This window comes from Streptomyces longisporoflavus (assembly GCF_014649775.1).
GTDB lineage: Bacteria > Actinomycetota > Actinomycetes > Streptomycetales > Streptomycetaceae > Streptomyces > Streptomyces longisporoflavus.
In genome coordinates, this window is sequence record NZ_BMTR01000002.1 from 118,872 (window position 1) to 133,019 (window position 14,148).

Genomic DNA, 14,148 nt, shown 5'->3' on the forward strand with positions numbered 1-14,148 from the left:
AGATGCGCAACGGGTGCGGGTCGGATGGGGCGGTGCTTCCGCCTGGTCACGCCGCTGCCGCGTGTTGCAGGGGCAACGGCAGCGGTTTCCGGACCGCGCAGAGGCCTTGCCGTCGCCCTAACGCGTCGTTATGTTAATCCGAAATCACAGACGAGAACAGCCTAGGGCCGAACCGGAGCCCGCACATCAGCCTCGCAATGACGGCGACGTTGCGCGCAATCTCGGCGGTACAGCGCGCGCACGGAAGGTAGGCAAGTAAATGGAGAATCTCACCAGAAGGCGCGCTCTCTCGATCGGAGCCGTGCTGGGACTCGCGAGTGTGACGAGTGCGCCCGGCGCGTGGTCCTGGTCGTCCAAGGGCTCGATCGCCGGAACCGACGCGGTCACCGACCCGTTCTCGGTCTGGGACCCCGACGCGGACGACGTGGCGGCCCGGCTCCTGGCCGACGGCTCGATCCCGGCCGTCAACAAGGCCTGGGAGTCGTGGGTCGACAACAGCGACCCGCTGCCGTCGGGCATGCCCGGCTATCTGACGGACTACCTGACACAGGTCAACCGACTGCCGTCATGGGCCGATCCCGCGCTCCTGGCCGCTTCCGAGAAGCTCTACAAGCGGCTGAACAGCTATCTGTTCGTGTCCGAGAGCCTTGGCAGCGGGATTCTGAGCACCGTGATCCCGCGGGAAGCCAGGGCGGTCTACTGGTCGGCCGGCGGCGCCGACATGAAGGAGCGCGCGGCCAAGACGTTCACCTTCGGCTACGACCTGCACAGCCCGACGGCCTGGCAGCCGGCGGGGCACTTCCTGGTCTCCGCCAACAAGACGCGCCTGGTGCACTCCACGGTCCGCAGCCTGCTGCTGACCTCCAAGCGCTTCATGGAGACCGCGGACCAGCCGAAGCCGATCAGCAACGGCGACATCCTGGTCACCTTCCATTCCGTGGCCACCGTCGCGCAGAACAACCTCAAGAAGTGGGGCATCAAGCTGTCCTCCCGGGAGCTGGCAGCCGACCTGCACGCCTGGCAGGTCGCCCTCCATCTGCTCGGCGTACAACGCCAGTTCATCCCCGCGACCTGGCCGGACGCACAGGCGCAGGCCGATCAGATGCTGTGGCCCCGGGTTGCCCCGACCCCCGAGGGCATCAGCCTGGCCAAGACGCTGCTCGGGTACGTCGAGGACCCCACCCTGGGCCTGACCACCGGATTCGTGAGCGAGATGGTCCGCTATCTGATCAGCGACACGTACGGCGACTGGCTCGATCTGCCCCACGACCGGATCTCACGGACTCTGATCAAGGCCGCCTGGCCGACGTACGTCAGGTTCCGCGAAGGCCTTTCGCCCATCGTGCCGGACGGCCTCTACCTCTTCGACCAGGTCGTACGCGGCATCGCCATGCTGTTCCTCAACAACGGCACCTCGCCGACCCAGACCCCGATCACCCTGCCCACCGCGAACCGTCCCGGCGCCTGAGGCGAACGCCCGGGATGCGTGGAGACCCGCGACCGCCCGGCGGATCGAGAGGCGTTCGCCCCGACCGGAGGAACCCGATCCGGCGCGGACCGCGGTCAGCCCACCCCCAGGGCGGCCACGACCAGAGCGGTGACGGCGCCGCGGTGCTCTGGGGTGTCCTGCCAGCGCAGTCGGCGGCCCGCCTCGACCACTGCACCGAACCCCGCATGCACCAGGACGCGCGCCTGCCGGGGGTCCAACTCGGGGCGGGCCGAGCGCAGTTGCTGCTCCCACACGGCGATGTGGTCGCGCTGCGCGCGGATCAGGGGCTGCTGCAGATCGGCCGGCAGCCCCACGACTTCGGCCTCGGCGACGCTGGTGAGCGCGGTGTGCTCGAAGCTGTAGGCGACATACGTCGCCGCCAGGGCGACCACGGCGTCGTGCGGGTCGGCCACTTCGTCGAGGCTGCGGTCCACGGCCTGGGCCAGCAGTCCGGCCGCCTGCAGGCACGCCGCCACCAGGATGTCCACCTTGCCCGGGTAGTGGCGGTAGATGGCGGAGGGGACCAGGCCGACCGCCTCCGCGATCCGTCCGTTCGTCACCTTGGCGAACCCGTCCCGCGCGAACAGCGGGATGGCTGCGGCGAGGATCTCCGCGCGCCGGGTGCGCGGCACCGGCTGTGCGGGCAGTTCGACGCAGCGCGCCCGGCCGACGGCCGTCGCCGGATCGGTGGCGGCCACGCGCAGGGCGGATGCCAGCAGCACCTCCTCGGCCCGGCGCTGCGCGATGGAGACGTGATGGGTCGTGATGGACCCGATCACGCCGAGGGACGCCGCGGCACACAACTCGGCCGCGGGCGAGGGGTGATCGCGGCGCACGGCCTCGGTCACCCGTCCGACGACGCGAGCGAACTTCTCCCGCAGTTGCCGGCGGTCCTCGTGTTCGAGGTAGCGGGCCTCCCATCGGTAGAGGCCGCCCGAGGCACGGTGGTTCACCGCGACCCCGGTCACGGCGCCCAGCACCTCCGCGGGACCGGCGTCCGGCGACACCTCACCGAGCACGGCGACGAGCCGGTCGACCATGACGTTCGCGCACTCGGCGAACAGCGCGTACTTGTTGGGGAAATGCCGGTACAGAGCCGCCGCGCTGATACCGACCGCCGCGGCGATCTCCTCCATGGACGCCGCGTGATAGCCGCGCTCACTGAACACCCGGCCCGCCGCCTCGACGATGAGCTGCCTGCGGTTGCGCGGCCGCACGGCCGCGATCGGATCGGCGTTCACCAGCGGGCTCGCCGACAAGGACGACAAGGAGACAGGGCCATGCGCGCCAGTGAATCACAAGACGCTCCGCGGCCCGTACCCTCCGCGGACCGCCGCCTCGCGAGGTGGACTCCCTGCACCACGATGTGATTCTCCATTAACAAAAAGCTTCTTGAGCGGCCGTGTCGCGGGCATAATGGCGGCGACCCCCTCCCCCACCAACTCCCTCGACCCGACTCCCCCACCCGACTCATCGCCCGACTTCACCCGCCCATCCGGAACCCGAGGAGTGGCATGTCTGTCGATACGGCTCCCGCATGGTCCTTCCGTCACCACTGGATGGCCCATGCGGCCACCCACGCGATGATGCGACCCGACAAGCCCGCCCTGCGCCACCTCGGAAAGACCACGACCTGGGCACAGCTGTCGCGGCGCTCGCTGCAACTGGCCGCGGCCCTCGCCGATCGCGGTGTCGTCGCGGGTGACCGCGTGGCCCTGCTGACGCTGAACCATCCGTGGTTCGTGGAAAGCCTGTTCGCGGCGAACAGTCTGGGGGCCATGGCCGTACCCCTCAGCTTCCGGCTCGCACCACTGGAACTCGACTACATCCTGACCGACTGCACTCCTACGGCGATCGTCGTCGACGCACGGCTCCTGCCGCTGCTCCGCGCCGTACCGAACACCGCGTCGATCGGCACGGTCATCGTGATCGACGACCCGGCCGAGGACGCGGCAAGTACGGCCGGAGCCGAAGGCGAGACCGCCTACGAGGAGTTCCTTTCGGCGCACGAGCCGATGGAACTGCCCGACATCAGCGAGGAATCCACCGCGCTGATCATGTACACCTCGGGTACCACCGGCCGGCCGAAGGGAGTCATGCTCTCCCACCGCAACATGCAGATACAGGCGATCACCTGCATCCGGGCGATGGACATCTTCGACGATGCCGATGTCGGCTTCCTCACCGCTCCGTTCTTCCACATCGCGGGCCTGGGTTCGATCGTCGCGAACTTCCTGGTCGGCAGCACCGTGGTAATCCACCCCCTCGGGGCCTTCGACCCCGGGGCCGTGCTCGACGCCTACGAACGCGAGGGCGCCACGATCGTCTTCAACGTCCCGCAGCAGTGGGAACTGATCTGCGCCCAGCCTGACATCCGCAAGCGCGACCTCAAGCTGCGCGTCATCAGCTGGGGAGCCGCACCCGCTAGCGACGCGACCCTTCGCACCATGGACGAGTGCTTTCCCCGGGCGCTCAACGTCGCGGTCTTCGGCCAGACCGAAACCTCCCCGATCACCTGCGTCCTGCGCGGCACGGACGCCCTGCGCAAGCTCGGTTCGGTCGGCCGGCCGATCCCGACACTCCAGTACCGCATCGTCGACGCCGCCATGAACGACGTCCCGGCCGGCGAAGTCGGCGAGATCGTCTACCGCGGCCCGACCGTGACGCAGGGGTACTGGAACAAGCCCGAGGAAACCGCGGCCGCCTTCCACGGCGGGTGGTTCCACTCCGGCGATCTGGTCAAGCAGGACCCGGAGGGCTTCATCTGGGTCGTCGACCGCGCCAAAGACATGATCATCAGCGGCGGCGAGAACATCTACTGCGCCGAACTGGAGAACGTCATCGCCGAGCACCCCTCGGTCCGCGAGGTCGCGGTGATCGGCAGGCCCGACGAGCGCTGGGGCCAAGTGCCGGTCGCCGTCGTCACGCCGGCACCGCGGGGCGAGCTGTCGCTCCCCCAGCTGACCGACTTCCTCGTAGGGAAGCTCGCCTCCTTCAAGATGCCCAAGGACCTCAGGCTGGTCCCCGGACTTCCCCGCAACGCCGGGGGGAAGGTCATCAAGGGACAGTTGCGGGAGGACGACGTGCGCGCACAGGAAAACCCCTGAGCCGCCGTGGTTGGTGCCGCGCGGCAGCAACCGGGCCCGGCCTTTCCTCCCGCACCTCGCGGTCTCTATTCGCTCGCGCCCTGTGAAGTGCTCGCGCCCTTCGAAGTCCTCGCGCCCTGTGCAGTCGGCTCCTTGCCCGGCATCTGGCAGATCCCGGCGTCGACGAGGGCCTTGTCCGTATCCGCGGCTTCCTCGGGTGCGACCACGGTGGTGCGCACCTGCTTCAGCTGGGCCGCGGGCAGCAACTCGCCGGACATCAGCGCTTTCTGGAAGCGCTGCCGTCCAGGGGTTGCGCCGGGCTGGCGTCGGCCGCGCGCCGCTCGGCCGCGGCGAGGAGCGTCTGCCGGGTCCGTGCGGCGAATCCCATCGCCCACGCCAGCGGCATCGGAGCCAGCGCGGCAGAAACGTCCAGACCTTCCGGAAGTCACCGGACTCGGTGGTCGGCCGGTTCACCCACAGACCGGCCGCGGCCGGCACACCGCCACCGGCCAGCGCCCGCACGGTGCGCGCCCAGCTCGTGCAGTGACTGCCCGGGTTGTAGAGCAGCACGGCCAGTGGCAGGAACACCAGCGGAGAGAGCTTGGCGCCCTCACTCGCGCTGCCCACCAGCGCCGCCACCAGCGCCGCCACCAGCGCCGCCACCAGCGCCGTCATCAGCGCCGTCATCAGCGCCGTCATCAGCGCCTCGAAGCCCACGACGAAGGCGGTGGCCGGCAGGCGCGGTCACAGCACCAGGACCACCGAGCCCACGGCCTCGAACGCCGTGAGCGACGCCCATGCCGACACGGAGGTGGATCCCGCCCGACGCTCTTCGTCACTCCAAAGAGCGACTCAGTGCGTGATCGTCGCCGCCACCGGTTCGCGGCGTGCCACGTCCACGAGCGAGCGGTCGGTGATCTTGAGGGCGGGTGAGACGGCGAGGGTCAGGGTCGACACGCTCATGAACGGGTTGAGGTGGTTCCAGCCCCAGGTTTCCAGCGCCGTGCGCACCGCGGCCGCTTGGTCGGCGACGTCGTGGGCCGGGCGGGCGGACAGCACGCCGCCCACGGGCAGCGGCATGCGCGCCGCCACGGTGTCGCCAGCGGCGCCCCGGACGACGGCCACCCCTCCCCCGTCGGCCACGACGGTCGCGGCGGCCGCGGCCATCGCCGCGCGTGAGGTGCCGATGGTCAGGAGGTTGTGGCTGTCGTGGGCGTACGTCGATGCCACGGCGCCGTCTCCCAGATCCCGGCCCGAAAGCGGGGCGAAGACCGCGCCGGGGCGTCCGTAGCGGTTGCGTACGCGGACCAGTGTGGTGCGTCCCTCCCAGTGCACCTCGCCGCCGGAGACCGGGAGGTCGATCTCGGTCGCTTCGGTGTAGGTGTCGCGCGGGTTGACGCTCATCGCCCGGAAGCGGTGCGTGCCGTCGGGCAGGTCCACGCGCCAGCGGAAGCCGTCCGCGTCCTGGGGTTCCACCTCCAGGCGGCTGTCCAGGGGCGGCACGGCCGGGGTCTGCGGGGCGGGCGCCGTCGCCTGTACGGGTGCGCCGTCGCGGCCCACGACGCGGCCGCCCGCAAGGACCACGGCGGGGTCGAACGCGTCGAGTTCGCCCCTCAGCAGGACCAAGTCGGCGCGCTTGCCCGGGGAGACGACACCGCGGTCGTACAGGCGCAGACGCTGGGCCGGCGTCCAGGTCAGGGCCTTGAGGACGGCATGGGGCGGGAACCCGGCGGCCACCGCGACCCGCGCGATGTGGTCCAAGTGGCCGCGCTCGACGATGTGATCGGCCGCGAGGTCGTCCGTGACCAGGCACAGCGGCGGTAGTTGGGGCAAGGACAGCAGGGCCATCGCCACGTCCGGGCTGAGGCACTTCTCCTGGAGCATCATCGTCATGCCCAGGCGTGCCTTCTCCAGGACCACTTCGGTGCGGTTCTTGGTGTGGTCGGAGTCCACCCCGGTCGCCAGGTACGCGCTCAGTTCCGCGCCGGTCAGGTTCGGGCAGTGGCCGTCGAGGATCGCGTCGTGCGCGCGGGCCGCGGCGGTGATCTCGTGCATGCGGCGGTCGCCGGCGACGACGGCGCGGTAGTCCATGACCTCGCCCAGTGCGATGACGCCCGGCCACTCCAGCATGTCCGCGATGTCGTCGGCGGAGAGTGCCGCGCCAGCGTGCTCCAGGCCCTCCAGCGCGGGCACGCACGAGGGGACGCCCCACAGCTGGGTCTGGGCGGTCTCGCGGCCCGCGTCGATCATCCAGCGCATGGCGTCCCGGCCTGCGACGTTGACGATCTCGTGCGGGTCGGCGAGGACCGTCGTCGTGCCCCGGGCCAGCGTCACGGCGGCGAACTCCTGCGGCGTCAGGAAGGCACTCTCGATGTGCATGTGGGCGTCCACGAAACCGGGCACGATCAGCATGCCGGTCGCGTCGATCTCCTCCACGGCCGTGGCGGGGGTGCCGGGCGGGAGCACGCCGGTGATGCGGTCGCCCCGTACCAGTACGTCCGCGGCGAACTCCTCACCGGTGAAGGTGGACACCACGCGCCCGCCGCTGATCCGGAGGTCGTGCTGCTCACTCATGTGCTCGTGCTCCTTGGAGTGGGGTTGTCTCGCCGGGGCGGTTGCGGCCCCCGTCGGAAGGTGATGGTCGTGCCGGGCCGGAGGGGCGCTCAGGGGACGAGTGTGTAGAAGTAGTAGCCCAGCGGGATCATGACGATCCACAGCGGCCAGGGCACCTCACGCACCCGGCCGCTGACGGTCTTGACCAGGACGTGGGCCGCCAGGCCGGTCGCGATGCCGGTGCCGAAGTTCCCGAAGAACAGCGTGGTCGCCACGGTCAGGGCGGCCGGGACGGCGTTGGTCGGGTCCTTGAAGTCGACGTTCCTGAGCGCGCCGAGCATGTTCAGGCCGATGAACATCAGGACCGGCGCGGTGGCGGCGGACGGGATCAGGGTGGCGAAGGGGGTGACGAGCAGCAGCAGCGCGAAGCCGCACGCGGCCCACACCGAGGCAAGGCCGGTCTTGCCGCCCGCGTCGGCGGCGGCCGACGATTCCAGGTAGGCGGTCATCGAGGGTGCGCCCACGGCCGAACCGCCCATCACCGAGACCGAGTCGACGAGGAAGGGGCGCCGGGAGCCGGGGATGTTGCCGTCCTTGTCCAGGAGCCCCGCACGTCCGGAGACGGCAAGGAGGGTTCCGGTCATGGAGAAGAACTCGGACACGAAGAACGCGAAGATGTAGGGGAAGTACTCGGGCTTGAGGGCGCCGAGGATGTCGATGTGGAAGAGGAGGGGGCCGGGCGAGTCGGGGGCCGAGAAGAGGCTGTCGGGAACGTCGGTCACGCCCAGGGGCACACCGACGAGCGTGACGGCCGCGATGGTGATGAGGAAGGCGCCCGGCACCTTGCGCGCGGCGAGCGCCGTGAGCAGCAGCAGCCCGCCCAGGGCAAGCAGCGCGGTGGGCTCGGAGAGATCGCCGACCGAGAGGGCGGCCTTGTCGGCGTTGCCGACGACGAGGTCGGCGTCGCGGAATCCGATGAGGGCGATGTAGAGACCCAGGCCGCCGCTGATGGCGTACTTGAGGTTGATCGGCATGAGCCGCGTGACGAGGTCGCGGATGCCGAAGAGGGTGAGCAGCAGGAAGGCGACGCCGGACCAGAACACCATGCCGAGTGCCGTGTCCCAGGGGACATGGTCCTGGCCGACGATGGTGAAGGCGATCAGGGCCACGCCGCCGAGGCCCGGGGCGACGACGAACGGCAGGTTGGCGACCAGGCCCATGGCCAGCGTCGCCAGGGCGATGGCGATGATGACGGCGGTCGTCGCGGCGCCGTGCGGCACGCCGGCGGAGGCCAGCTGGCCGGGGACCACGACGACGGCGTAGGCGGCGGCCATGAACATCGAGGCGCCCGCCACGAGTTCCGTGCGGTGGCTGCTGCCGCGGTCGCGGACGCCGAAGAGCCGCTCGACGGGTGAGGCGGGCGGCGGGGTGACGGCGTCGGTCTGCTCGCCGGGGGGCGGAGCGGTGGTGGGCATGGGGACCTCGGCGGGGTGAGGGGCGGGCACGCGGTGGGCGGCGCGGTCAGAGTGCGGGCGCGCGGGGAACCCGGCTTGGCCCAGTCTCTGCAACCGGTCTCTGAAACCGGTTGCAGAGACCGGTTGCGGGTATCATGGCACGGCATCAGGAGAAAGTGAACACTGGCCTCGGACGGATCTACGATCTTGCCGGGCACATGAGGCAGGGGACGGCATTGGCGACGCTCTTGGACGTGGCGCGTGCGGCGGGGGTGTCCAAGGCCACCGCCTCGCGGGCACTGCAGCGCCCCGAACTGGTCGCCGAGGCCACACGGCTGCGCGTCCAGGAGGCGGCCGACCGGCTCGGTTTCCACCCGAACGCCGCCGCCCGCGCGCTGACCACGGGCCGCACGGGCCTGATCGGCCTGATCGTGCCCACGCTCTCGAACCCGTTCTTCGCACCGTTGGTGATGGGTGCACAGCAGGCGGCGGAGGAGACCGAGAGCCACCTCCTGATCGCGGTCTCGGAGTACCACGCACAGCGCGAGGCCGCCCTGGCCGACCGGCTCTCCGAGCAGGCCGACGGTCTGATCATGGTGACCCCGGTCGGCACGGACACCGCGCTGCGCGAGCGGTTCCGCCGGCGCCCGCTGGTCCTCGTCGACCGCCAGGTGGGCCGCTTGCCCGCCGTGGTGGCCGACACCGCCGCGGGTCTGACCGAGCTCCTCGACCACCTCCTGGCCCAGGGCCACCGCGACATCGCCTACGTCTCCGGCCCCGCGGACTCCTGGGCCGACGAGCAGCGGCGTACGGCCCTCACCGCACAGGCCTCGGCGGCCGGCGCCCGCGTCCGCGTCCTCGGCCCCCTGCCGCCCACGTTCGACGCCGGGATCGAGGCCTCACGGGCGCTGCCCGACGACGCCACGGCGGTCCTCGCCTACAACAGCTATCTCACACTGGGGCTGCTGCACGGCCTCGGCGCGGCCGGACGACGCGTCCCCGAGGACGTGAGTCTGGCCGCAGCCGACGACCTCAGCACGCTCAGCGCCACCACGCCCCCGGTGACCGCGCTCGACGTGCCGCTCCAAGAAGCCGGGGCACTGGCCGTCACCCGCCTCCACGAGCTGCTCGACGGCCACCGGCGCACGGTCACCTCGCGCCTGCCGGCCGCTCCCGTCCTGCGGGCCTCGACGGCTCCGCCGCGCGGCCGCCGGTAGCCGGCCGCAGCCGCCTCTGTCCGTCGGACTTGGCACCGGCCGCGAGCACAGGCCGACCGGGCCGGATGTTCTCCAGGTCCGCCGGAGCGCGACTGCTCCGGCTCCCGGCCGAGCGCCTGCCGGGGCCGGTCTCCGCGCAACTACTCGAGGCGGCCGAAGAGATGATTGGCCGGTGAATCGGGATCGTCTCCGTAGAAGAACTCCGATGCGGCCTTGTGGTACTCGGCCCGCGACAGGGCTCCTGAGGCGTCGAGGTCGAGCGCGTTGAACACCGCGGCGCACTCGTCGTCGGGCGCACGCCCCGTACTGCCGAAGATGTGGGTGAACTCGGCAAGGCTGATCGCACCATCGCCGTCGCCGTCGGCCTGGTCGAAGAAGCGGTCGGCGACCGGCGCGAGCTCCTCGGGGTAGCGAGCGCGATCGGCGAAAGTGCCGGCGAACGCCTGCGTCAGCTCCTCCGAACTCACCCTGTCGTTCTTGTCGGCGTCCATGGGAGCGATCACCGCATCCCAGAACTGATGCAGGGTCTCGTCCATCTGCCGAGCCTCCGGCGAGCCGGGGGGAATGCCCCTGGCCCGGACATAGCGTTCGCCCATGACGAGCACGTCCTGCCGTGTTATCGCGCCGTCGCCGTCGACGTCCGCGGCACGAAACCACCGCTCGTACTTGCGTTTCCGCAGCTCACTCATAGGCGCAAACTAAGACCGCGTCAGCAGTTCGGCCAGGTCTATTCCCGGCCGTCGTCACCCCGCTGGTGGCCGGAGCGGCACCGCGGCGCCGCCGGCTCTCTCAGCGCGTGGATCCCGGCACCGTCCAGTGATGGACCGGGACATCCTGTGACGCAAGCTCCAGGGAACGGCGGAAGATCTCACGATCGCAGGCGCCCGCACTACGGGCGCGCCGGTACCAGTGCGCGGGGGAATGACCGGAGGCGGCACGAGCCTCGATGACACCCAGCCACCGCTGGATCTCACTGTCCCTCACCCCGGCCCCGGCCAGGCCGCGGGCCGCGCGCCCCAGAAGAGACACGATCAGCTCGCGCGCGTTCCGCTGCACCGGTCCACTACCTTGCTCCGGCCACCACAGTGCGGCGCTCATCCCCTGGCGGGCGGCGGCGTAGAAGTTGGCGCGGGCCTGCGCGAAAGGGAGGGCGGGAATCACCGGCCCCTCCTCGGCGGCGTGGTCGAGGACCAGCCCGACGAGCAGGGCGGCGTTCGCGGCCATGTCTCCGGGAGTGGGGCCAGAAGGCAGTGCACGCATCTCGATCCGCAGATGCCCCTCGCCTGTGGGGTCGTACACGGGACGGTTCCACCACCAGACAGTGCCCACGTGCAGCCGCAGTTCGTCGAGCTCAGCAGGCCCGCCGTTGCGGGCGGACTCCTCGGGCGGGGTGTCGGCGCAGGCCGGCACCAGGGGGCGGTGCCTGCACGCGGCTTCCATGAGCTCGCCCACCCCTTCACGCACCCAGCCCCCGCCGAAGCCGGAACGTTCGCCCGCGCCGGACGAAGTACCCCCGCGCGGGCCGAAAGCCTGCTCGTACCAGGTGATGCGGGTCTCGTCCCAGAGCAGGCGGCCGAACAGCACGGGAGAGTTCGCGCAGACAGCGAGAACCGGGGCGATGACGAGCTGCGCCGCGTTGTAGAAGCGGGCGAACTCCGCCGCGGGGACGGTCAGATGGATCTGCCAGGAGCTGACCGCGCCCTGCGCGCACACCGTGTCGGAGCGCAGACGGCAGCTCTGCTCGCCTTGGACACGCAGCTCGCGCGGGGAGCGGCCGAGGGCATCGTCGATGAGTCCGTAGCGAACCTTCCGCGAAACGTTACGGCGTGTGAGATCGCCGGGGCGCAGGGAGGGCAGAATGCCCGAGCAGTACGGCACCGCGCCGTGGGGCAGAGCCGCTGTGGCGACGGCATCGAGCAGATCGCGCATCTCCCGGTGCAGGGCGGTGAAAGGGGTGCCGCACAGGGCGACGGGGGTGAGGTTCGCTTCCAGGTTGTAGCGGTTCACTTCAAGGACGAGGCGCGAGTCGGCGACGGCCAGCCGCACTTCCTCGTTGCGCCCGACAGGCAGACCGTCGTCCGGGGCGGCCAGGAACAACTCCAGTTCGGCGCCGAGCATGGGGTGCGGAAGGCCGAAGGAGGGCCGGGTCACGGTGTGGTCGAGGACGCCGAGCGACTGTTCAAGGCGTGTCCGGAACAGCTGGTGATCCCGTTCGGTGAACACGGTCTGCCGCAACTCGCGCCCCATGGACTGCTCCTCGTTCGACGGACCACTACGACAGCTCACGGCCCGCACCACCTGCTGCATGATCGGCGCAGACCGACCACCTCAGGCCGTCCGGAAACACAGTGATCGCTGGACGCAGGTAGCGGCGGCCTCCGCCCGCGCGGTGCCCAGCGAATCAAACCGCGCCCGCACGTGGCGCGGAATGGTGCGTGCTTGCGTGCATGCCTGCGTGCGTGCATGCACAGCCTGCGCGGCGTCCGGGCGGAACGGACCGGTTGTTCCAGGTTCCCTTTCGTGCCCTCCTGTGCCGGTCTGATCTGGTACAGGAACAGTAACCGCAACCGCCGCCCCTGGCCCTGCCGAGGGGGCAGCGGGGCCAGCGGGTCCCTCGTCGTCTGCCGTGCTCGACGCCACCGCCAACCGCCCGACGAGCGGGCGGTGGAACCGCGGACCGGCCGGCCGCACGGACGACGCGACTCCGTACAACCAGCTCCGCCCTTCGACGGTCACACCAGATAATCCGCTGTCCTGTCCTGCCCTGCACATCGAGCGAGTGGAGCCTCCATGCCGCACAGCCGCCGTCTCCTGACATATGCCATCGCAGTCGCCGCCGCGGCCACGGCCGGGTTCGTGTTCCCGGCCGGTGCCACCGCTGCCGCACCCCGCACCGCCGCGAGCGACTTCAACGGCGACGGCTACGCGGATCTCGCCGTCGGCGTCCCCGACGGCACCGTCGCAGGCCAGGCCAAGGCCGGGTACGTGAACATCGTCTGGGGCGGCTCGAAGGGCGTCGGCGCCCACGGAAGCATCCGTGTCACCCAGGCCACCGCCGAGGTGCCCGGAGCCCCGGAGGCGGGCGACCGCTTCGGCGCGGCGGTGGCCCTGACCGACCTCAACGGCGACGGCATCGCGGAACTGCTCGCCGGTGTCCCGGGTGAGGACGTCACCGACCGCGGCACGGACGCGGGCATGGTCATCGCCGTGGGCGGCTCGACGGACGGGCCGGGACCGGGATCGTCGGTCCTGACCGGACCCGCGCCGTCGGCGGCCTACGGCCGATCGGTCACGGCGGCCGACCTGACCGGCGGCGACAACGGCGGCAACAAGGCGATCGTGATCGGCGGCACGGACAAGGTCGTCGCCCGTGTCATCCAAGGCGAAGACAGCATGATCACTACCGTGGTCGCCGCGCCCATGGGCGGCCGCGCCCCCGTGCTGGCCACCGGCGACTTCGACAGCGACGGCACGGCGGACCTGGCCCTGGCGTACTGGACCGCGGGCCAGCCCAACACACAGTCCCACGTACGCCTGTTCAGATGGGACGCCGAGCGGTCGGAGATGGCCAACTTCTGGAACACGGACAACGCCGGCGTGAGCGCCCTGGCCGCGGGCGACTTCGACGGCGACGGCCACGACGACCTGGCGCTGGGCGAATGCCGGGAGATCGCCGACGAGAACATCGACGATCCGTGCGGCCCCGAACGACTGGCCAAGGGAGGCGGCGTCCACGTTCACTACGGAAGCCCCGCCGACGGCTCGTTCGGCAGCCGCACCCAGACCCTCAACCAGGACACGCCGGGCGTTCCGGGGCTGGCCGAGGACGGTGACCGCTTCGGCGCCGCTCTCGCCGTCACCGACGTCAACCGTGACGGCCGCGACGACCTGGTCGCGGGCGCTCCCGGCGAGGCGATCGGGAGCGAAGCGGAAGCGGGCGCCGCCTGGCTGCTGCGCGGCGGGGCCCGGGGCCTGCTCGACGCGGGCGGCGCGGCCACGTCCGTCGCCCGGGACCAGGACACGGACCGCGTGCCGGGGGTCGCCGAGGCCGGCGACGCCTTCGGCGCGGCGGTCGCCGCGGGCGACTACAACGGCGACGGTGCACCCGATGTCACGGTCGGATCCCCGGGCGAGAACGCCTCCCTGGGCGCCGTCTGGCTTCTGCCCCGTGGCGACGCGGCCGGCTCGGCGGCCTTCTCGCCCCGTTCGCTCGGCCTCCCCGACCTCTCCACGGCTCACAAGTACGGCAAGCCGCTGTACAGCAGCTGAGATCCGGGCTCCCGGCCCGGCGGCCGATTCCTCGACGCGCGGTCGCAGGCAACCGGCCGCGCTGGAGGCCGGATGCGTGA

Annotated in this window: 10 protein-coding genes; 4 read left to right on the forward strand and 6 right to left on the reverse strand. The window is 71.0% G+C overall.

Annotation, left to right across the window (positions count from 1 at the left end; genetic code table 11):
• Positions 1–259: 259 nt before the first annotated feature.
• On the forward strand, positions 260–1,468 hold the full coding sequence (locus IE226_RS04590; RefSeq protein ID WP_190079693.1) for an oxygenase MpaB family protein: 1,209 nt from the start codon (positions 260–262) through the stop codon (positions 1,466–1,468).
• Positions 1,469–1,563: 95 nt separating this feature from the next.
• On the opposite strand, the gene IE226_RS04595 is transcribed toward IE226_RS04590, so the two are convergent.
• Positions 1,564–2,730, reverse strand: coding sequence for a TetR/AcrR family transcriptional regulator (locus IE226_RS04595; protein WP_190080071.1), 1,167 nt, complete (start codon positions 2,728–2,730; stop codon positions 1,564–1,566).
• A gap of 273 nt (positions 2,731–3,003) precedes the next feature.
• Between IE226_RS04595 and IE226_RS04600 the strand changes: the two genes are divergently transcribed.
• Entirely contained in the window at positions 3,004–4,596 is a 1,593-nt protein-coding gene (locus IE226_RS04600) for a long-chain-fatty-acid--CoA ligase (protein ID WP_190079694.1), read from the forward strand.
• A 65-nt stretch (positions 4,597–4,661) separates the two neighbouring features.
• Here the strand turns inward: IE226_RS04600 and IE226_RS04605 are convergent, their stop codons facing one another.
• The 3 genes from IE226_RS04605 to IE226_RS04615 form a co-directional block, all read right to left on the reverse strand.
• Positions 4,662–4,853, reverse strand: coding sequence for a hypothetical protein (locus IE226_RS04605; protein WP_190080115.1), 192 nt, complete (start codon positions 4,851–4,853; stop codon positions 4,662–4,664).
• Positions 4,854–5,427: 574 nt separating this feature from the next.
• Positions 5,428–7,149, reverse strand: coding sequence for an adenine deaminase C-terminal domain-containing protein (locus IE226_RS04610; RefSeq protein ID WP_190079695.1), 1,722 nt, complete (start codon positions 7,147–7,149; stop codon positions 5,428–5,430).
• A gap of 89 nt (positions 7,150–7,238) precedes the next feature.
• On the reverse strand, positions 7,239–8,603 hold the full coding sequence (locus tag IE226_RS04615; protein WP_190079696.1) for an NCS2 family permease: 1,365 nt from the start codon (positions 8,601–8,603) through the stop codon (positions 7,239–7,241).
• Between the two features lie 215 nt (positions 8,604–8,818).
• On the opposite strand from IE226_RS04615, the gene IE226_RS04620 reads away from it, so the two are divergent.
• Positions 8,819–9,799 carry a LacI family DNA-binding transcriptional regulator gene (locus IE226_RS04620; protein WP_190079697.1) on the forward strand — a complete coding sequence of 327 codons (981 nt, stop codon included), beginning with the start codon at positions 8,819–8,821 and terminating at the stop codon, positions 9,797–9,799.
• Positions 9,800–9,939: 140 nt separating this feature from the next.
• Here IE226_RS04620 and IE226_RS04625 read toward each other — a convergent pair whose 3' ends face one another.
• Positions 9,940–10,488, reverse strand: coding sequence for an EF-hand domain-containing protein (locus tag IE226_RS04625; RefSeq protein ID WP_190079698.1), 549 nt, complete (start codon positions 10,486–10,488; stop codon positions 9,940–9,942).
• A 100-nt stretch (positions 10,489–10,588) separates the two neighbouring features.
• Positions 10,589–12,046, reverse strand: coding sequence for a glutamate-cysteine ligase family protein (locus tag IE226_RS04630; protein ID WP_190079699.1), 1,458 nt, complete (start codon positions 12,044–12,046; stop codon positions 10,589–10,591).
• A gap of 543 nt (positions 12,047–12,589) precedes the next feature.
• Here IE226_RS04630 and IE226_RS04635 point away from each other — a divergent pair.
• Positions 12,590–14,068, forward strand: coding sequence for an FG-GAP-like repeat-containing protein (locus tag IE226_RS04635; protein ID WP_190079700.1), 1,479 nt, complete (start codon positions 12,590–12,592; stop codon positions 14,066–14,068).
• Positions 14,069–14,148: the final 80 nt, after the last annotated feature.